The organism is Shewanella algidipiscicola (assembly GCF_900380485.1).
GTDB lineage: Bacteria > Pseudomonadota > Gammaproteobacteria > Enterobacterales > Shewanellaceae > Shewanella > Shewanella algidipiscicola.
Map to the genome: position 1 here is coordinate 26,404 of NZ_OXJV01000022.1, position 19,041 is coordinate 45,444.

The window sequence follows — 19,041 nt, forward strand, 5'->3', positions numbered from 1 at the left end:
CGAATGACTGCAAAACCTATCGTGTTTAGTGGTGCTCAACCATCTGGTGAGCTGAGTATTGGTAACTACATGGGTGCTCTGCGTCAGTGGGTGGGTATGCAAGACAGTCATGACTGTATTTATTGCGTTGTCGATCTCCATGCGATCACCGTTAGACAAGATCCGATTAAATTACGTGAAGCCTGTCTAGACACGCTAGCCATCTATTTGGCCTGCGGTATCGATCCTAAAAAGAGCACCGTCTTTTTACAGTCTCAGGTGCCTCAGCATACGCAATTAAGCTGGGCGCTAAACTGCTACACCCAAATGGGTGAGCTAAATCGTATGACTCAGTTTAAAGATAAATCACAAAAACATGCCAATAATATCAACGCAGGTTTGTTCGATTACCCAGTATTGATGGCGGCCGATATTTTGCTATATCAAGCCAACGAAGTGCCAGTTGGCCAAGATCAGAAACAGCACTTAGAGTTAACGCGTGATATTGCGACCCGTTTTAACAATGCCTATGGCGATACTTTTGTGGTGCCAGAGCCATTTATTCCAGAAACGGGTGCTAAGGTGATGTCGCTGCAAGAGCCGTTGAAGAAGATGTCTAAGTCTGACGATAATCGTAATAATGTTATCGGCTTACTTGAAGATCCCAAAGCGATCATGAAGAAAGTCAAAAAAGCGATGACCGACAGTGAAGAGCCACCAGTGGTGCGTTTTGATGTCGATGCTAAGCCAGGCGTGTCTAATCTGCTGAGTTTAATGTCGGGCTGCACGGGTCAGTCGATTGCCAGCCTTGAAGCCGAGTTTGAAGGCAAGATGTATGGTCATTTAAAAGTGGCCACAGGTGAAGCCGTAGTGAATATGTTAGAGCCACTACAAGCGCGTTTTCACGAGTTTAGAGCCGATCAAACCTTCCTTAATCAAGTGATGCAAGAAGGGGCTGAAAAAGCGCAGGCACGTGCCGAGGTTACGCTGAAGAAGGTATACGAAAAGATTGGCCTTATCGTCTAATCGATAGCCAATTTTCTGTGTTAAAAAGCCAGCTAAGCTGGCTTTTTTCATTAGTGGCAATGCAAACGCTTTACTGCTGCAGCAGGAGCCAATTGATAAAGCTGGCGATGGCGGGTTCTTTGACGCGACGTTGTTTGCATAAAAAGTTGAACTCAAATCCAGTATCTATGCTGGGAAAGGGCAACGCGATGAGACGGTGGCGGGCAATATCGTCGGCCACCATAAAATCCGATGCTAAGGCCACGCCTTGGCCTGCAATCGCGGCTTCAATGGCGAGTAATACATGGCTAAAAAGGTGCTGCTTAGTATGGCGTGTGACGGTAAGTTGATGATGGGCTAACCAACGCTGCCAATCGAGCCCCAGTGGCCCCTCATCGACGGTCAGTAAAGGTTGCTTTATCAACCAAGGTAGATCCAGCGTCTGGCCTTGATTGACAAAGTCGGGGCTGCAAACCGGGATAAGGCGTTCTCGATGGAGCAATTGTTGCCAATAGCCTTTTTGTTGTTTTTGTCCAGTAATAAACATATCGGCTTCACTATGGGACAGCACAGGATCGTCGGTGACCATGTCGAGGCGGATCTGAATTTCGGGTTGATGCCGCCTAAATTCACTTAGGCGTGGGATCAACCATTTCACTGCAAATGAGCTATATACCGCTAACCGTAATGCTTGTTGCTGCTCACCAATCATCTGTTGATTGAGCACACTCAATTCATTAAAAATTCGTGCTGCTTCTTGGTAGAGCAGTTGTCCTTTGTCGGTGAGTTTTAAAACGCGTCCTTCACGCTTAAACAAAGGTTGCGAAAAATGCTCTTCAAGCAGCCGAATTTGATGGGACACCGCGCTTTGGGTTATGCACAGCTCATCGGCCGCACGGGAGAAATGTTGCTGACGCGCGGCGGCTTCAAAAACCTGTAATGCCCTTAGCGGCGGAATTTTCCTCATTGTCGTGTCTCTTGCGATCTCATTTAGTCTAGGTATGAATTTAATTCATCTATTAAAAGAAATCATCACTTCTGCTTTAGTTTTTTGCTGCTTATGATGCAGCCGTTATGGGAGATAGTTGAGATACTGCCAATGCAGCGAAATATTGTGATTGGGCTGGGACTACTGATTCTAGGCAATGTATTTAGTGCGCTATACGATGTCTCGATTAAGTGGTTGCCACAAGAGAGTAACGCGGCGATGTTTTTGCTGCTGCGACAAGTGACGGCCATCGTGATGATGCTGCCGCTATGGTGCTATGCCGGCCGACCGCGATCGCAGTTTATGAAGTTACATGCACTGCGAGCTAATAGTGGCGCCGTTGGGGCGTTATGCTTGATAGCAGGGTTATTAGCGTTGCCATTGGCCACAGTGGGATCGCTGTTTTACTCGGCGCCGTTAATGATTATTGTTATGGGGATGCTGTTTCTTAATGAACAATTAACGCGCACGCAAGTGGTAGTGGCTGTGCTGGGCTTTATTGGCATAGTGATCATATTACGTCCCAGTGAGCTCAACATGGCAGGATTAGCAGTGCTGTTTTCTGCCATGGTGTTTGCAGGTAATCAATTAGCGCTGCGTAAACTGCCCAGCACCGAAGCGGCAAGCCTCACCGTGATGCTATATAACTTACTCAGCCTACCGCTGGTGGCCTTAATTGCCGCGCTGACGGGGTTTACTGGTTTTAGCTGGCAAATGTTAGGGGTCGCAATATTAAGTAATGGCTTTTTGCTGGCGTATCAGCTGTTTTGTGTGTTGGCGTATCGCCGCGCGCAGGCGGGTGATATTGCGGTGGCCGAATACAGTGGTTTGTTATTTGCTATCTTTTTTGGCTGGTTATGGTTTGATGAATGGCTCGATGGGCTCAGCTGGTTTGGCGCGGCATTAATTGTGTTGCCATCGCTGATTTTTCCACAAATTAAGTTGGCACTGGCCAAGCGAAAGCTGGCGTTGTCTTCACTGTAGGCCATGATGCCAAGCGCCCACTAGCTACTAGGCGTCTCGAGCACTTTGATCACTTTACGCACGCCAGCAGTATTGCGGGCGATGTCCACAGCCAGATCGGCTTGCTCGCGACTGACGACGCCAAGCAAAAACACCTCGCCGTTTTCGGTGATCACCTTAATACGGGTAATATCGAGTGCGTTGTCATTGAGCATGCGCGTTTTGACTTTGGTGGTGATCCAAGTGTCATTACTGCGCGTGGTAAAAGAGGTTGGGTTACCGATACGGATCTGATTATGGATCTTACCCCCTAGGTTGAGCCCTTGGATGATATTAATCGCCTTGTCACGCAACATAGAGTTAGGTGCTTGGCCGATAACCAACACATTGCCGTTCATGGCGATACCGGTAATATTAGTTTGGTTTTTAATATCATCGTGGGCGCCTAGGGCGCTCGATATTTGGAAGTCCGCATTGGTGTCCTCGATTTGCGTCGAAAAACTCCGCTCATCGTTTACCATCATGGCACCACCAACCGCACCGACCATTACAGCGCCGGCGCAGCCTTGAAGCAGTAAAGCAATAGCAATTAATGGGAGCCAAGCTCTCATGCTTGCTCGTCCTGCGGGAATAGCGTGCGATCGATATTGTCGCAGAGGCAATGGATAACCAATAAATGCACCTCTTGGATACGCGCGGTCACATTCGAGGGTACACGTACTTCAACATCGTTAGTGCCCATCAGGCCTGCCATCGCGCCGCCATCTTTACCGGTTAAGGCTACGATAGTCATATCACGGCTCAGTGCCGCTTCCATCGCCTTGATGACGTTACCCGAATTACCACTGGTTGAAATCGCCAGTAGAATATCGCCAGGTTGACCTAAGGCTAATATTTGCTTAGAAAAGATCTCGTCATAGCTGTAATCGTTACCGATAGCCGTAATGGTTGAGGTGTCAGTGGTTAACGCGATAGCCGGTAACGGTGGACGCTCAATCTCATAACGGTTAAGCAGCTCGGCCGAGAAATGCTGTGCATCCCCTGCGCTACCGCCATTACCACAAGCTAGAATTTTGTTGCCACCTAATAGGCATTGCACCATCATTTCAGCTGCTTTCTCAATCGACTCAGGCAATGCTTCAGCAGCATCGATTTTAGTTTGGATTGAGTGAGTAAAACTATCTTTAATACGTTCTAACATGGGTAGGTCCTTAAAAAACAATAACTCTGTCAACAAGCCTTTACTTGTGTGCATGAGGCTTAGTGATCACTAAAATGCATTGGTGATCCAATTTATATCATTGGCATCTATGGCGACGACATCAAAGCGGCATTGTGCATCAATATGATTGCGCTGCATATAATGATTTGCTGCTCGACGCAGTCGCTCGATTTGGCCTCGGCTAATCGCGTGTATTGCACCGCCAAACTGCTTGGATTGGCGGTATTTTACCTCAATAAAAATCCATTTTTTACCCTCATTCATGATGAGGTCTATTTCACCAAACGGGTAGCGCACATTGCGTTCGACGAATATCAGCCCTTGAGCCTGTAAATAAGCTAACGCCGCATCTTCTGCTGAGCGGCCTCGGCTTAAATGGGCTGGCAGCGTCATAGTGGTCGCAGATTTCCGCGTTGATAACGTCCCCAACTCAGCTGGCGGTTAATAGTACCATCCGGCGCGGCCGAAAGGAGTCCACTGCCACCAGAATATTGATAACCCGGTAAGGCTCGCATCTGGGCTAATTTACTCACCAACTGCAGTGCATCATAACCCATAATATAGAGGCGTTTTTGACTGTTGCTCCAGTTGGGCCACAGCTTAGCCACCTCTGCCGTTTCGGCATTGGCTTTTAATAGCCAGGGAATATCACTAATGGTGAGATTATTGAGCTCCTGTGCGGCGGCACGTGAGTTGTTTTCAATACGACTACGGCTGGTGGTATAAAGCGGTACCGGCTGAGCAAACACACTGAAATTAACATCGATAAAGGGTTTGAGTAAGGGCAGATCTTGGCTGCTGGAGATCATGTAAATAGCATCAATGTCGCGACGAGAGCGAAAGTCTGCCTCAATTTGATTACCCAGCAAGGCTTTAATGCGCGCAATACGCTCTTTACTGTCAATCACGCCTAGCGACTTTTGTACCGTCACCTTCATTTCATCGCCGCTATTATAAAAGTGTACCTCAGCAGTTTCCTCAGTCAGGGCTTGCCACTTTTCGTTAAAGGCATCGGCCATGCGGCGGCCGATATTATCATTGCTGGCTAATAGGAGCGGCTTTTCTATACCGTCTTTAAACAGCTTTTGCGCGGCATCAATAGCTTCGTCGGTTGGCGACAAGGCAAAGAAAAACTGATCGGCATTAGGGGTAATGTTGTCGGCCTTATTCAGAAACAGTTGCGGCAATCGCGTGTTCTGTGGCGCCGCATTTTGTGCCTCGATAATGGTGGCGACTTCCGATTGCAGTAGTGGGCCAATAATAAATTCGGCGCCAGCATTCACCGCTTGTTGGTAGGCGATATCGGCACCTTGGGCTGAGTCGAAAAAGTTCACCGAGACCGAATCATCAGGATTTGCCAGATAACTCGAGACGATACCTTGCTTAATTGGGCTGGCGATAGCGGCTCTCGAGCCGCTAAGCGGCAATAGCACCGCGATATTTTTGGGTCTGTAAGGCTTAGCGTTAACCGCACGCTCAAGATCCGTTGGCAGCTTCATGGCTGCTGGGTGGCGCGGATTATCATGTTGCCAAGCCGATAATTGCTGCACGAGCACTTGAGGATCTATGGCATAATGCTTAGCAATATACGCCAGCTGTAACCAACCGGTAAAAACCGGGGTGCTGGTATCTTGGCTAAATGATAACAAGGTTTGTTCATGCAGCAGCTGTAAAATCCGCCAAATCTCGTCATTAACCCGATATGAGTCTGGCTTAGGAAGATAAAGGCTCAGCAGGCTCAATTGTCTTGCTTGTTCGATAGGCTGTTTAATCAGTTGGTAGATGCGCGCCTTAAGTTGGTAATAGTTAGCCATTTGCCATTCGGCTAAGCGCCACTGGCTTGGATAATTGAGCTGGGCGAGTGCATCATCATAGGTCGAGGTAAGCTCTAGCACGCGTGCGGTTAAATATTTATGTTGCGCCAACAGTTCTGGCTTTTGCACTAAGTTAGCTTTGATTGACGCCAATGTTTGCGCCGCATTAGTGGTATCGCCCTGATTAATAAAGGCGTGGGCCGCTTGCAACATGAGTCTATCGCGTTGCTCAGCCGATGATGCCTTTGCAGCATCGGCTAAATACTGTGAGGCATTGAGTGGCGCGCTGCTCAAAGAGACCTGGCTTTGGGTCTCCTTAACTGGCGGTGTCGAAGTGGTACAACCAAATAACACCGTTGATAAAACCGCGATAAAGATAAATTTAGTTGTATTCAGTCTTTTTAACACAGGACTTCACTCTGGTAAGATGCTGGCTGTAGTTTAACCTGCTCTTCAGCTTGACGAAAGTCTTGTGACAATCATTACAGAGGTAGATATGGACCTGTCGGTCGCGCTTTACATAGTTCCAACCCCCATAGGCAACCTTGGAGACATCAGTACTCGTGCAATCGAGGTGCTGAATCAGGTGTCACTTATCGCCTGCGAAGACACGCGTCACAGTGGTAAATTACTTAGCCATTTTGGTATCGAAACCCGTAAAACGGCGCTACATGATCATAATGAAAGGGATCGTGCCCAGTGGATCATTCAAAAACTGTCCAATGGCGAAGCGGTCGCGTTAATCTCTGATGCGGGCACGCCTTTGATTTCAGACCCTGGATATCACTTGGTTTCTCAGGTACGAGAGGCGGGTTACAACGTGATTCCGCTACCCGGGCCTTGTGCAGCCATTACCGCATTGAGTGCGTCAGGGTTGCCATCGGATCGCTTTTCTTTTGAAGGCTTCTTGCCGGCCAAGGAGAAGGGTCGCCTCGATAAGTTAACCGAACTGGCTGAAGATCCACGTACGCTGATTTTTTATGAATCGCCTCACCGCATCGTCCACAGTCTCGAATCTATCGTGGCCGCGCTAGGCGAAGATCGCCATGTGGTGATGGCGCGAGAAGTGACTAAGACCTTTGAAACCTTCCTCTCAGGCTCGGCTGCTGAAATCTTGCAGACGGTAAAGCAAGATCCTAATCAGCAAAAAGGTGAAATTGTGCTGATGTGCCATGGTCATCGAATTAATGATGATGAAGGCATCCCAACGGTGGCTATCAACACGCTTAAACTGTTAATTGAAGAGTTACCGTTAAAAAAGGCTGCTGCCATCGCTGCACAGATCCACGGATTGAAGAAAAATGCCCTATATAAATATGGCTTAGAGATCGGATTGTAATCGATTCTCCAGCCTAGCTTGTCTGTGGCGAAGATTAGGTGGAATGCCAAGAGTCATTAAGCTATAATCCGCGCCGAGTTGGCCAGACAGTTGCTGCGTTCGCAAGAACGGGGAGGAAAGTCCGGGCTTCAAAGAGCAGGGTACCAGGTAACGCCTGGGCGGTGTGAACCGACGACAAGTGCAGCAGAGAGGAGACCGCCAGCTTGATTTATCAAGTTGGTAAGGGTGAAAGGGTGCGGTAAGAGCGCACCGTGCGGTTAGCAATAGTCCGTAGCAAGGTAAACTCTACCCGAAGCAAGACCAAATAGGGTTCCGTATGGCGTGGCTCGCGTTGGAACCGGGTAGGTCGCTTGAGCCTGTGAGCGATTGCAGGCCTAGATGAATAACTGTCCACGACAGGACCCGGCTTATCGGCCAACTCACCCTCTTTATACAAAAGGCCTCGCAGCAATGTGAGGCCTTTCGTATTTATGCTTTTGCCAATTTAAGTAGGATAAAGTATCGGTACTCATAGTTTTTGTACAAACTGTTATCTTATTTCCACCTTATCTAAATCTAGTTCTTTCTAATCGAGCGGTGACAAATTAATACTGCATTCTTTCAACACAACAGAATAAAGTCGTATATGCTTTATATCACAGCTCAAATGACCTTTTTGTGTTAACATCTCACTGCTAAATCTTACTAAATATAAACATTGTAAAAATACAAATAAGGTCACCGCTCATTTTGCCATTAATGCGACGCCCGAAAGGCTTGAAATGGAGCTCACCGATGCAAATGGTCTTACGCGGTTTATATGCAAATATTAGATAATCGTACTTTACTCATCGTCACCGCACTTATTTCAATCGGTTCAGCCGTGGCGTTAATTTCGTTGTGGTGGGCGCAACATCAGCGTAATGGTTCAGGCTTTTGGGCATCGGGCATGTCTTGTATTGCGTTAGCTAGTTTGCTGCTTTTTGGGTGGGGTAGCCTGCCAGATTTTCTCTCCATCGTTATCGCGAATACTCTATATGTAATTGGTTTGCTGCTGATATATCGTGGTGTGCGTATTTTTACCGATCGCGCACCAATAACTTTAGTCGATTTTAGCTTTCCACTGCTGACCTTGCTGCTGTTTAGTTATTTCTATTATGTTGATAATAATATCAATATTAGAATTGCCATACTCAGCTTCGCTTTTGTGATTATTTGTGCAATGACAGTGAAGACCTTACTGGCAGAGAGAGAGGCACCGTGGCGCACCGCAGGTTATGCGGTTGCATTTATGTTTAGCTTATTTGGTTTATCCCATACTATTCGCGGTATCGTTGCGCTTTTTTCTCCCTCCTATAGTGAATTTTTAGATCCGAGTGTGACCTCCTCCAGTGTGTTACTGAGTGGTGTGTTTATTATGGGGGGCATTGCTATTTCGCTGGTTTTACTGAGTTATTCGGTATTAGAGTCGAAATTACGGATTTTGTCATTGGCGGTCGAGCAGTCGGCATCGGCCATTATCATTACCGATTGCACGGGAGCGATTAACTACGTTAACCCGGCCTTTGTTGAGAAAACAGGTTACAGTTTTGATGAGTTGATGGGGCAAACCCCTCGATTATTACAGTCGGGGGAGATGAATCCCAGTGAGTATGTAAAGTTGTGGCGAGAGATCACTTCTGGGCATATCTGGCGTGGTGAGTTTCACAATCGCAAGAAAAATGGTGAGTTGTTTTGGGAGATCGCTTCGGTTGCGCCAGTGAAACAACATGACGGTAATATTAGTCATTTTGTGGCGGTTAAGGAAGATATCACAGATTTAAAAGAGGCGAAAAAACGCATCCGTCACTTGGCGAATCACGATGCGTTAACCGGACTGCCCACCAGAACGCTTTTTATGCAGCGTCTTAACGATGCTTTGCTGGCGGAAAACAGTCACAATAGAGCCGTGCTTTTTGTTGATTTAGATGGTTTTAAGGCGATCAATGATTCGTTTGGGCATGATGCCGGTGATCAACTCTTAATCGCTGCCACTCAGCGTCTTAGTTATAGCATTCGCGATATCGATATCGCGGCGCGTATTGGCGGCGATGAGTTTTTGATTTTATGTACAGAAATTGAAAATCAAGCTTCGGTTAAATTGGTCGCTGAACGTATCGTTAATGTTTTAAAACAACCTTTTACCTATGGAGATACTGAGGTTGCTATCTCCGCGAGCATTGGGATAGCCTTGTATCCGCAACATAGCGATAATGCCGATACCTTGGTGAAAATGGCCGATAAGGCGATGTATCAGGTTAAAAGGCAAGGTAAAAATAATTACGCTTTTGCCACATTATCTTCATCCCCGTCAGAGACACCGCCCAAGTAGGGTCTAGATCCCAGTGTTTAAGGTTGTCAGTCAAACTTAGGCCGCCTAAAGCCACTTATACCAAGACCAAGCAGGTCAGTGGATGAGATGATGGCTTGCCAGCATCGCTGCTCAAACGGGTGTGTGCTTTGCTGTTTGCTCTGGAGCCTTTATCGGGTTAATGGCTACACTAAGCATTTTTAGCTAAGCATTTTTAGCTAGGCGGCGGGTAAGCTGACCGTCACAGTGAGTCCCGCTTGTGGGCGTGATGTTAGGGTGAGTTTACCGCGATGCAGCTCAACAATATGGTGGCAAATCGATAATCCTAAGCCCGCCCCTGTACCTTCATTTTCATTCACTCGATAGAAGCGCTCTACGGCATTAGCAATTTGCTCTGGCGTCATCCCTTGGCCGTTATCTGTAATACCAATATCGATGTAGTTGGCGTTCCTTGTCGCGCTAATGCGAATAAGTGACTCTTTTGGGCTGTATTTACAGGCGTTTTCTAATAGGTTTTTGAGTACTAATTCGATATAAAAATGGTCGGCGGCCACATACAGGTCACTGGGGATCGCCATCGCCCATTCGAAATCGGTGATCCCTGGCATAAGTTGGTTTAGCGCCTCCTCTACCATAGTTTGTACATGGCTGCGCCCGAGTGTGAGCTCTTCTATCGAATCGACCCGTGCGAGTAATAACAGTTGCTCTACGGTATGACTGAGGCGGGTGACGCCGCTGTTAATGGCGGCTAAATGTAATTTAGCTTGTTGTGACGGGGGGATGAGTTCTTCTAGTCCATCTTGATGCAGCTTAATGACCGACAGTGGGGTTTTTAATTCATGCGCCGCATCGGCGCTGAAGCGTCGTTCTCTCGCTAAGGCGTTGGCAAAGCGGTTGATGTATAAATTGAGCGCCGTTTGTACTGGGAGAAGTTCGCTAGGCAGGGGCATAGAGATAGGCGTGACATCATGGGGGCTTCGTTGGTTGAGCCGTTGCTCAAATGCCTTGAGCGGTTTAAATAGCCAATAAGACAGCAGTAACATTGCCAGCAGCACAACTGGCGCGATCATCAAAGGAGCGCTAACGGCATTATGCATAATTTGTGACACCAGCTCTTGGCGCACTTCGTCTTGCTGGGCGGTGACAATCCAGACATGGTTATCTTTTGAATAATAGCTAAACACATGCCACAGTTCATCGGCTAAGATTTTTTGATGATAACCGGCGACAAATTCGGTTATCGGCTGGGCGGTGATGTTGTCAGACAGAATTAAAGGCTCGCCTTTATCTGACCAGATCTGAAACGCTAATTTGTGTTCATAGGAGAGTTGTAGGGCGTCAGCCTGTTCAGCAAAAGTATCAACATCACTATTTTCAACATGAAATACCTGCGCCTGTTCGGTTAATGCTTGGGCATCACTTGCTGTAATGCCATGTTGATAAAACAGTTCCAGCATTTTAGCCGTTTGCATCATTTGCGCATCGAAGAGTTCTTCAATCTGCTCTGAAGCATCACGGGTGCTCATCCAGCTCGACAAGCCAACCGACAGGGCGATGCCTGTCAGCATCAGCGTAGTTAGCATCAAACGTAGTGAATACATTATTCGGTCTCAACCAAGGTATAACCTATGCCGCGTACGGTTTTAATCAATTCATTGGTGGTTTTTTTGCGTAAGTGATGAATGTGCACTTCGATAGAGTTACTACCCACTTCATCCCAGCCATAAGTGAGCTGCTCGAGCTGGTGGCGAGTTAGTACTCTGCCAGCGGATTGCGCCAACTCATGTAACAGCTGGTACTCGCGCCGAGAGAGTGCAATTGCACGCTCACGAAACTGCACTTCGCGGGTATTTAAGTTCATGTGCAAGGCGCCAACGCTTAAGCTGTTGTTATTTTGCCCATGATGACGGCGTACAATGGCGCGGATCCGCGCGGCTAGCTCGCGCACATCGAAGGGTTTGCTTAGGTAATCGTCGGCGCCCATATCTAAACAGGCCAATTTGGTGTCGAAATCGGTATTGGCTGTTAGCACTATGGTAGGGGTGGATAATCCTTGCTTACGCCAATGTTTTAATAGGTTTTTGCCACTGCCATCGGGTAAGCCAAGGTCGAGTACTATGGCACTAAAGGCTTCGTTGTGTACTGAGTTCAAGGCCTGTTGATAGCTACTAAGGTGATCGATCTGCATGCCCACTTTGCCGAGGCTCAGGCAGATCCCTTGGGCGAGTAAATCATTATCTTCGACAAGCAGTATACGCATATTGATCCTATTGCGATGACCCAACAAGGATGCGGTCGATTAGTTTATTTATATCAAGTTGTGAGTGAATTATCGATACACTTGAAAATAGACGCCTTGCGCCGTCAAAAAGGCCTCGGCGTTAGCGCCTTCGAGCATAGCCATGGTCGACAGCATGCCAGCCATCACACAATTTTGTGCCAATACGGTGACCGATAGTGGCGCGTTTGCTACGGGAAAACCGCTACTCGGGTCGACAATGTGGCCGTAACGCTTATGGTCTTTTTCAAGGTAGCGCCTTGTTGTGCCGCTGGTGGCGAGAGCGCCTTGGCGGATCTGTAATAACGCGCTTGCGCTATCTAACGCATTGGGGTTTTCGATGCCCACTTGCCAAGCACTTTCGGGGGATGTGCGCGCTACAGGGCAGGCGATATCACCGCCAAAGTTAACCAGTACCGAAAGCGCTGGCCACCGCTCGGCTATTAACCTGGCGGTATTATCGACCGCATACTCTTTGGCGATGCCGCCAAAATCTAAACTCATGGCCTTGGGCATCTGTAGGCTGGTCGGGGTGATGTGCAGCGCCGAAAAGTCGACCAAGGATTTAGCGTGGTCGATCTCTTGAGCTGAGGGGATGCGCCCATGTTGGAGATCTTCAAAGCGCCATAGCTGCATTAATGGGCCTGCGCTGATGTCGAAACGGCCATCACTGAGGCTATAGCACTGCTGCGCAAAGCTAAGCAAACGATGGGTTTCAGCGTCGATGGGCATGGGGCTGCCGTCGCCATGATTAAGCTGCCAAAGAGGATTATGGGTGATAAATCGGCTGTATTTGGTTTCTATTCGCTTAGCTTCATGGGCAGCGAGGTTAAGGATATGGCTTGCTGTGGTCACATCTGACGTGGCGATAAGTAATTCGCAAGGACTGGCCATGGCGCGAAATTGTCCCAAAAATCCCCACGGGCGGGGGTGCAGCTCTGCACCCTGCGCTAAAGGGGGCTGCGTCATTTCGGTACGTGAGTCACTGGGTGCCATGGCTATCCTTAAAGGCCCGCATCTGCGGGCACGAGGTTGGCTAAAATGAGTAGCTAAATTGCGCCATGATCGCCTTTACCTGAGGGAATTGATCATAGTTTTGCAATTGGCCTATCAACTCTGTGCCATTATTTTCAGGGTTTTGTTGATAATACTCCAATCGATAGCTCATTTCATGGCCACCCGCTAAGCGTTGACCAAATTTAATGCCAACGGTATAAGCGGTCATGTCACCAATGCGGTAATCGGCGCTGGCATATTCAGGCAGTGGGTCTGAGCTGAGCAGAAACGGTTGATAAAAGTTAGCCGCCTGTTGTTGATAGTAGCGCAAGTGAATTTGACCATAGAAATTACCACTGAAATAGTAGCGATAGTGGGTTTCTAAGGTGTGTGATTGAATGTCCCAATCGTCAGTGCTGTAACGATAAGAAAAATCCACCACGCCTGAGTCCAGTGCGCCTTTAGTCATCATGTAAACGCTATGCTTTAGGCGCGAATCGGGTCTGTTTTCATACAGGTAGTCTTGGGTGGTACCTGTGCTATCGACTTGGCTTAATATTTTGTACGGATCATTCATGTAGCCAGAGACGCTTGATAAGCCGTAGTTGGCTTGGAACAACCAGCGACGGTTAAGCACTTGAGTCACCCCTAGCAATAGATCGGCGGTACTCTTGTCTTCGGTGCCCTCGATACGGGTGCTATTGAACGCCGCGCGATAATCATCTTCATTTTGAAAGTCGCCACGATGCACCATTGCCGAAAATGCCACCGGTTTGCCGCCAACGGGATCGATAACATCATAGGTATAGGAGCCAGATAACGCTAAGGTAGTATTATCTTTATTAAAGCTGCGCTCTACGCCGCCATTGAGACCCATCGACATATAATCGAACTCTTTGGAGCCATAAATACCGCCGTTAACCTTCCATTGCGGGGTTAAGGTTTCACTCCAGTTGACGCTAGCTTGTACGCGAGTGTCATGAAAGGTGTCATCAAGGGGCGTTTCGCCAGGGGCAACCACATATTCACCATTGCCCGAGGGGCGAGTGAATGTTTGGCTGGTGTCTTGCGCCACAGCCCCCGAGGCCGATGCGCCAGTTAGGCTGTCGACGACTAATTTCATGTCGAGTAGCGAGGTGTCGCCAAAGGCTTTTTGTACGTTACCTATCGCCTCGACCGCTTGCACTCTGTCTTGTTCGCCGTAATACATTACGGCGGCATCGACCTTCCAATCATCAGGGCTCGTTTCAGTTGCTTGCGCTTGCTGGCCAACTAAGGAGCAACTCGCCATTGCCAATGCACTGGCAATATTACGATGTTTAGTTAATTGCATCCGCAACCTCCCCCCGCAAATGCGCGGCCACCACTGGTACCTTCTTTACTGAAATAGATATGATCATCAAGGGCATAATCGAGCTTTTCGGCATCTAACGCCATGTCGGCACGGGCCAGTTGATCTTTTTCCCACGGCTCTACACCTAGGTTCGAGCAGGCCGATAGACTGGCGATAATGGCCGCAGTTAGAATTGTTTTTTTCATTGCTTACTCCTTTAATAGCGTCACGAGCTCTTGCTCATACTGCGATGCATATTCTTCGAAAAAGCCCATGTGGCTCTGAACGAGCTCACCTTGTTTGTTAAAGATAAAGCTGCTTGGCATACCTTGAAGATTAAACTCTTGAGCTGTGGTGCCTTCGGGATCGAAACGCACATGAAACTGCGCCGGTAACTTACTGAGAAATTTATCCGCTAATGCCTTTTCGGTATCCAAATTAATGGCAACGATGGCGAGTCCTTGTTGCTGATATTTAGCTTGCATGGCGTTCATCCAAGGAAAAGATTTACGGCATGGGCCGCACCACGAAGCCCAAAAGTCGACATAAACGACTTGGCCTTTAAATTCGCTAAGCGTGGTTTGCTCGCCTTGTGAGGTTAATACCGGGTGCGATAACGAAGGCGCGGCATAGGTCGGCAGCGAGAGAAAACTTGAACAGGTCAAGCTAAGCAGTAGCAACAATTGCTTCATAAAGTCGATTCCAGATGAGGTGATGCTTATCAATCTAGTGGGCGAATCTTAAGGTTTTCTTAACACTTGCGAGTCAGGGGTGAGTTGTTTCTAGAGTATTATGCCAAACAGACCGGTTTGCCCCCTCAATAGGTATTAATCTGGCTTAGGTCGCTGGTGCAATGACATAACAATGGTTTATCGCCTCTCAATGACACGCTTGCCTCATACCCCATGAGAGACAGGTTAAAAGCCGCTAGAACCATGATGCAACACAATGTTTGCTGGTGTGTGCGCGCCTTGGGTTAGGTTGTTTTTGTGAACACTCAGGCTTGCTAAAAGTAGGAATATCAACTGTTATTGAGCTACCTAAAAAATTGTGTAGGCCATGAGTATGACCCAGCCACAGATGCTGATTTTTCTTGTCCTTGCCGTAACCGTTATCCTATTTATCTGGGGGCGTTGGCGGCATGATCTGGTGGCAATGGCGGCGTTGCTTGGGTGTGTGTTACTGGGTTTACTCCGCCCTGAAGAAGCTTTTTTAGGTTTTGGTCATCCAGCGGTGATCACTGTGGCTTGCGTGTTGGTGTTAAGTAAAGGGCTGCAGCTCTCTGGTGCGGTGGATGCCATGATGCAAAAAATGTTGCCCTCCAGCGACAGCCCCACAGTGATGATCACTGTACTTATGAGCATAGGCGCCTTGTTCAGTGCTTTTATGAATAATGTCGGCGCGATGGCGTTGTTGATGCCGGTGGCCATACAAGTGGCCACTAAGTTATCACTGCCACCGGGACGAGTGTTGATGCCACTGGCTTTTGGTACGATTTTAGGGGGCATGACGACCCTCGTCGGTACGCCACCTAACATCATAGTGTCTGGCTTTCGCGCCGAGACAGGTTCCCAAGGTTTTGCCATGTTTGACTTTACACCAGTAGGGTTAACCGTGGCGGTGGTGGGCGTAGTGTTTGTGGCGCTTATTGGTTGGCGTTTGGTGCCATCGCGCAAACAGGCGGCTGGCAGCAGTTTCGACACAGGGACCTATCTTGCTGAGGTGCGGGTTGAAGAGGGCAGTCAGTCGCTGGGTAAATCTTTACGCCAAATTGATCATGAGATGGATGAGACCGATGCTCAGGTCGTGGGCTTGGTTCGCAATGCATTTAGGGTGTCTGCCCCGAGTCAGTCGAGAATTTTACGTGCTGGCGATATTCTGATTATCGAGGCCGAGCCTGAGTCGCTGTCACAGGTGCTGTCCAAGTTTGAATTTAAATTAGTGGAAGATCGCATACCGCCTAAGGTCGATAAGACAAATCAGTCTGAATCGGCCGAAGTTGACAGCGCCGACGAAGCCCCTGCTGAGGTAAAAAAAGAGTCAGAATCGGATGATATAGTGTTGCAGGAATTAGTGGTGATGCCGCGATCGGCCATCAGTGGTAGAACCGCAAAGGGGCTGCAGATAAGAGGACGCTATGGCGTTAATTTACTGGCGATTTCTCGGCGGGGGCGGCGTTCGATAAAGCGGTTACGATTAACGCGCATCGAAGCGGGCGATGTGTTGCTGATGCAGGGAGAACTCGAAGCGATAAGTGATTTTGCCGCTAGTTTAGGTTGCATGCCCTTAGCTCAGCGTGCGATTGGGATCATAGTGACCAAAAGAGTCATGCTGGCATTGTTTATTATGGTGTTGGCTGTCACTGGCGCGGCAACGGGCTTAATCCCAACGGCTATCTCGTTTGCTTTGGGCGTACTAGCCTATATGGCGCTGAACATAGTACCGCTGCAGAGCGCCTACGATGCGGTTGATTGGTCGGTTATCGTCTTGCTTGGGGCGCTTATTCCTGTTGCAAGTGTCACCGCATCGACTGGTGCGGCCGATCTGCTCGCTAAGGCGTTGCTCGATAATTTTGCACAGGGTCATCCAGTCGTTGCCTTGGGTTTGATACTGGTTATCACTATGAGCCTGTCGGATTTTATGAATAACGCGGCCACGGCTGCGGTAATGTGCCCCATTGCCATCAGTACCGCCAGCCAGCTAGGGGTGAATCCAGATTCCTTTTTGATGTCGGTCGCTATCGGCGCCTCGTGTGCTTTTTTGACCCCGATTGGGCATCAAAATAACACCTTAATCTTAGGGCCGGGGGGATTTCGCTTTGGTGATTATTGGAAAATGGGATTGCCGCTAGAGTTGTTAGTCGTGGCGATAAGCTTACCGTTACTGCTTATGGTGTGGCCACTGTAGGGGTAGTTATCGTAGTCATGTCGCTTTGGTGATAACGTCGCTATTTATCGCATCGCTATGGCAATCACCTTGAAGGTTTATACGCTGGCGATGCCTTTAGCCGTTAAAAGTGCTGTTTTACTTGAAAGCGCCATTCCCAACTGTTGACGTCGGCGCCACTGGTAAAGGGCACTGATAAATCGATATGAGCCACACTGCCGTAACTGGATCGCGACGAGTAAATGCGGGCACCAATGCCAAAGCTACCTATGGGGCCGGACTCTTCATTATCTTGGTCGGTTCCGCCAGTGGCATGACCATAATCACTAAACACCGCCCAGCCCAGTTCGGCCAGTTGATACAGATTAATATTGGGATAGTTACGAATTTCGGCGGTCACCAACCATTGATTATCGCCATGCTGGTAATCATTTGGGTAGCCACGCACTCCAGTGTTGTCACCTAGGGCAAAGGTTTGATCTAGATAGTTATTTTGTGAGGCGCTCAGGCGCATTTTTGCGTAAGCGGTCCACTTTGGCGACATTTGATAAAAATATTCCGCTGTCGTACTCACCTTAAAATAGTCGGGTTGGCTGGTGGCAAACACGCCTTCGCCATCGATGTTCATCAGCAGTAGTTGAGTATCGCTTTGGTAACCCCGAGATGATCGCCAGTTGATGTGGTAGCCCACTGGGGAGTTGTCATCGGTGTCTTGGGTCTCGATACCAAGACTGACATAATGTTGCCAACCGAGATTAATGTCTTCGTTATAGTTGATAAGGTAAACATTGTTGAGCACCTTAAAATCATCTTGCAGGTAGTGATAGCCTATCCAGGGATAGAGGTAATCTCTGTCTTGTGGCAGCGGCGCATCGGTAAATTCGGCGATATGCTCAAAGCTATGTTGATCTTGGGTGACCCCCACCAGCACACGAGAACGCCAGTCATTTTCCTTGTTTAGGCGCCAACCATACTGGACATTATTGAAATTGATCTGATGCTCAAATTGATTCACATCGACCCCATTTTGGCGCAGGGTATCGGTTCGCAAATCATTGATATAACGGCCTGAGTACATGTCGGTATCATCGAGAGTATAAAATGGCTTGGTAAAATCAACCATGGCCGCCTCACCATCGCTGTTGTCGTAAAAGTTGACAGAGAGAGTGGCGCGTCTTATCCAGTTATCCATGGGCGCTTGAAAGGCCAGCTGGTAGCCGCTGCGATCGGTGCTGGATTTGTATTTCAAACGAGTACGAATACCGTAACCGAGTAAGTTATCTTCTTTAATACCGATAGAAAATTTACTCTCACCACCACTTCTACTGGCGCTAAATGTGGGCAGTAGCGACCAGTTATCCCACGTTTGCACTAATATTGTTTTCCCTGGGCCTGTTGGATCCGCATCGGGATCGGGCTGCGCAAATGTTATCTGGGCATCGCGGATGTAAGGCTCGTACCTTAAGATGCGCTGCGCTTCTTCAATATCTTGTTGTGACACCTGATCGGCAGCGTCGAAGCTGAGCTTGCTGAGTATGGTCGACTCGCGCGTATTGATGTGCAGATAGTTGGCCCAGCGGTGAATAAAAAAAGCCTCGGGATCGGACTCATCGAAGATAGCATGGCTGACGACAACGATATTGTTGATCGGGGTTTTTACCGTTTGGAGATCTGTTTGTGCTGTGTTGGCTAATCCTGCTTGGGTATTAGTTGGCGCAGATGTCGGCTCAGGGGAGGTCGCCGCATGCAGTGGGGCTAGCAGGAGGTAACTTAATAGCGCGAGATAGCGAGCGACATATGGCATGGAGCGACCCACCTTATTGTTATGTGATGATCAAAGTACCCATGACTTACAATAAAGATACATTTAAATAACACACCCAGTGTCAGTATTAGTCAAGCTGGGAAT

17 protein-coding genes and 1 other RNA gene are annotated in these 19,041 nt (G+C 48.3%); 6 read left to right on the forward strand and 12 right to left on the reverse strand.

Annotation, left to right across the window (positions count from 1 at the left end; genetic code table 11):
• The first annotated feature begins 3 nt into the window (after nt 1-3).
• Nucleotides 4-1,005: a tryptophan--tRNA ligase gene (gene trpS, locus DN599_RS18175; protein WP_110459013.1), complete on the forward strand. Its 1,002-nt coding sequence runs from the start codon at nt 4-6 to the stop codon at nt 1,003-1,005.
• 70 nt (nt 1,006-1,075) lie between these two features.
• Here the strand turns inward: trpS and DN599_RS18180 are convergent, their stop codons facing one another.
• Nucleotides 1,076-1,951 (reverse strand): LysR substrate-binding domain-containing protein, encoded by an 876-nt coding sequence (locus DN599_RS18180; RefSeq protein WP_110459014.1) that lies wholly within the window; start codon nt 1,949-1,951, stop codon nt 1,076-1,078.
• Nucleotides 1,952-2,083: 132 nt separating this feature from the next.
• On the opposite strand from DN599_RS18180, the gene DN599_RS18185 reads away from it, so the two are divergent.
• Nucleotides 2,084-2,956: a DMT family transporter gene (locus DN599_RS18185; RefSeq protein WP_110459084.1), complete on the forward strand. Its 873-nt coding sequence runs from the start codon at nt 2,084-2,086 to the stop codon at nt 2,954-2,956.
• A gap of 20 nt (nt 2,957-2,976) precedes the next feature.
• Here DN599_RS18185 and DN599_RS18190 read toward each other — a convergent pair whose 3' ends face one another.
• The 4 genes from DN599_RS18190 to DN599_RS18205 all read right to left on the reverse strand — a co-directional run bounded on the left by DN599_RS18190 (nt 2,977) and on the right by DN599_RS18205 (nt 6,379).
• A complete protein-coding gene (locus DN599_RS18190) occupies nt 2,977-3,546 on the reverse strand; it encodes a BON domain-containing protein (protein WP_110459015.1) in 570 nt (189 codons plus the stop codon).
• Nucleotides 3,543-4,136, reverse strand: coding sequence for a phosphoheptose isomerase (locus tag DN599_RS18195; protein ID WP_110459085.1), 594 nt, complete (start codon nt 4,134-4,136; stop codon nt 3,543-3,545). The genes DN599_RS18190 and DN599_RS18195 overlap by 4 nt, the downstream gene beginning before the upstream one ends.
• A 69-nt stretch (nt 4,137-4,205) precedes the next feature.
• A complete protein-coding gene (locus DN599_RS18200; protein ID WP_110459016.1) occupies nt 4,206-4,550 on the reverse strand; it encodes a YraN family protein in 345 nt (114 codons plus the stop codon).
• Complete coding sequence (locus tag DN599_RS18205; RefSeq protein ID WP_110459017.1) at nt 4,547-6,379, reverse strand: penicillin-binding protein activator; 1,833 nt, start codon at nt 6,377-6,379, stop codon at nt 4,547-4,549. The genes DN599_RS18200 and DN599_RS18205 overlap by 4 nt, the downstream gene beginning before the upstream one ends.
• 88 nt (nt 6,380-6,467) lie before the next feature.
• Between DN599_RS18205 and rsmI the strand changes: the two genes are divergently transcribed.
• The 3 genes from rsmI to DN599_RS18220 all read left to right on the forward strand — a co-directional run bounded on the left by rsmI (nt 6,468) and on the right by DN599_RS18220 (nt 9,660).
• Nucleotides 6,468-7,310: a 16S rRNA (cytidine(1402)-2'-O)-methyltransferase gene (rsmI, locus tag DN599_RS18210; protein WP_110459018.1), complete on the forward strand. Its 843-nt coding sequence runs from the start codon at nt 6,468-6,470 to the stop codon at nt 7,308-7,310.
• A 74-nt stretch (nt 7,311-7,384) separates the two neighbouring features.
• Nucleotides 7,385-7,736, forward strand: an RNA gene (gene rnpB / locus DN599_RS18215) — RNase P RNA component class A.
• Between the two features lie 373 nt (nt 7,737-8,109).
• Entirely contained in the window at nt 8,110-9,660 is a 1,551-nt protein-coding gene (locus DN599_RS18220) for a GGDEF domain-containing protein (RefSeq protein WP_110459019.1), read from the forward strand.
• A 197-nt stretch (nt 9,661-9,857) separates the two neighbouring features.
• On the opposite strand, the gene DN599_RS18225 is transcribed toward DN599_RS18220, so the two are convergent.
• From DN599_RS18225 to DN599_RS18250, 6 genes are all read right to left on the reverse strand, one after another.
• Complete coding sequence (locus tag DN599_RS18225) at nt 9,858-11,240, reverse strand: ATP-binding protein (protein WP_110459020.1); 1,383 nt, start codon at nt 11,238-11,240, stop codon at nt 9,858-9,860.
• On the reverse strand, nt 11,240-11,899 hold the full coding sequence (locus DN599_RS18230) for a response regulator (protein WP_110459021.1): 660 nt from the start codon (nt 11,897-11,899) through the stop codon (nt 11,240-11,242). The genes DN599_RS18225 and DN599_RS18230 overlap by 1 nt, the downstream gene beginning before the upstream one ends.
• 69 nt (nt 11,900-11,968) lie before the next feature.
• Nucleotides 11,969-12,811 carry an FAD:protein FMN transferase gene (locus DN599_RS18235; RefSeq protein ID WP_110459086.1) on the reverse strand — a complete coding sequence of 281 codons (843 nt, stop codon included), beginning with the start codon at nt 12,809-12,811 and terminating at the stop codon, nt 11,969-11,971.
• A 142-nt stretch (nt 12,812-12,953) separates the two neighbouring features.
• Nucleotides 12,954-14,246, reverse strand: coding sequence for a DUF3570 domain-containing protein (locus tag DN599_RS18240; protein WP_110459022.1), 1,293 nt, complete (start codon nt 14,244-14,246; stop codon nt 12,954-12,956).
• Entirely contained in the window at nt 14,237-14,452 is a 216-nt protein-coding gene (locus tag DN599_RS18245) for a DUF4266 domain-containing protein (protein WP_110459023.1), read from the reverse strand. Before DN599_RS18245 ends, DN599_RS18240 begins: the two co-directional genes overlap by 10 nt.
• A gap of 3 nt (nt 14,453-14,455) precedes the next feature.
• Nucleotides 14,456-14,938: a TlpA disulfide reductase family protein gene (locus DN599_RS18250; RefSeq protein WP_110459024.1), complete on the reverse strand. Its 483-nt coding sequence runs from the start codon at nt 14,936-14,938 to the stop codon at nt 14,456-14,458.
• 373 nt (nt 14,939-15,311) lie between these two features.
• On the opposite strand from DN599_RS18250, the gene DN599_RS18255 reads away from it, so the two are divergent.
• Nucleotides 15,312-17,153 (forward strand): SLC13 family permease, encoded by a 1,842-nt coding sequence (locus DN599_RS18255; protein WP_110459025.1) that lies wholly within the window; start codon nt 15,312-15,314, stop codon nt 17,151-17,153.
• 103 nt (nt 17,154-17,256) lie between these two features.
• Here DN599_RS18255 and DN599_RS18260 read toward each other — a convergent pair whose 3' ends face one another.
• Nucleotides 17,257-18,936: a BamA/TamA family outer membrane protein gene (locus tag DN599_RS18260; RefSeq protein WP_110459026.1), complete on the reverse strand. Its 1,680-nt coding sequence runs from the start codon at nt 18,934-18,936 to the stop codon at nt 17,257-17,259.
• Between the last annotated feature and the right edge of the window lie 105 nt (nt 18,937-19,041).

Excerpts from the sequence above, each read along its gene's own strand:
- DN599_RS18260 (WP_110459026.1), bottom strand. The coding sequence starts at position 18,936 with ATGCCATATGTCGCTCGCTATCTCGCGCTATTAAGTTACCTCCTGCTA.
- trpS (WP_110459013.1), top strand. The coding sequence starts at position 4 with ATGACTGCAAAACCTATCGTGTTTAGTGGTGCTCAACCATCTGGTGAG.
- DN599_RS18180 (WP_110459014.1), bottom strand. The coding sequence starts at position 1,951 with ATGAGGAAAATTCCGCCGCTAAGGGCATTACAGGTTTTTGAAGCCGCC.
- DN599_RS18185 (WP_110459084.1), top strand. The coding sequence starts at position 2,084 with ATGCAGCGAAATATTGTGATTGGGCTGGGACTACTGATTCTAGGCAAT.
- DN599_RS18255 (WP_110459025.1), top strand. The coding sequence starts at position 15,312 with ATGACCCAGCCACAGATGCTGATTTTTCTTGTCCTTGCCGTAACCGTT.
- DN599_RS18190 (WP_110459015.1), bottom strand. The coding sequence starts at position 3,546 with ATGAGAGCTTGGCTCCCATTAATTGCTATTGCTTTACTGCTTCAAGGC.
- DN599_RS18225 (WP_110459020.1), bottom strand. The coding sequence starts at position 11,240 with ATGTATTCACTACGTTTGATGCTAACTACGCTGATGCTGACAGGCATC.
- DN599_RS18200 (WP_110459016.1), bottom strand. The coding sequence starts at position 4,550 with ATGACGCTGCCAGCCCATTTAAGCCGAGGCCGCTCAGCAGAAGATGCG.
- DN599_RS18235 (WP_110459086.1), bottom strand. The coding sequence starts at position 12,811 with ATGGCCAGTCCTTGCGAATTACTTATCGCCACGTCAGATGTGACCACA.
- rsmI (WP_110459018.1), top strand. The coding sequence starts at position 6,468 with ATGGACCTGTCGGTCGCGCTTTACATAGTTCCAACCCCCATAGGCAAC.
- DN599_RS18250 (WP_110459024.1), bottom strand. The coding sequence starts at position 14,938 with ATGAAGCAATTGTTGCTACTGCTTAGCTTGACCTGTTCAAGTTTTCTC.
- DN599_RS18195 (WP_110459085.1), bottom strand. The coding sequence starts at position 4,136 with ATGTTAGAACGTATTAAAGATAGTTTTACTCACTCAATCCAAACTAAA.
- DN599_RS18230 (WP_110459021.1), bottom strand. The coding sequence starts at position 11,899 with ATGCGTATACTGCTTGTCGAAGATAATGATTTACTCGCCCAAGGGATC.
- DN599_RS18245 (WP_110459023.1), bottom strand. The coding sequence starts at position 14,452 with ATGAAAAAAACAATTCTAACTGCGGCCATTATCGCCAGTCTATCGGCC.
- DN599_RS18240 (WP_110459022.1), bottom strand. The coding sequence starts at position 14,246 with ATGCAATTAACTAAACATCGTAATATTGCCAGTGCATTGGCAATGGCG.
- DN599_RS18220 (WP_110459019.1), top strand. The coding sequence starts at position 8,110 with ATGCAAATATTAGATAATCGTACTTTACTCATCGTCACCGCACTTATT.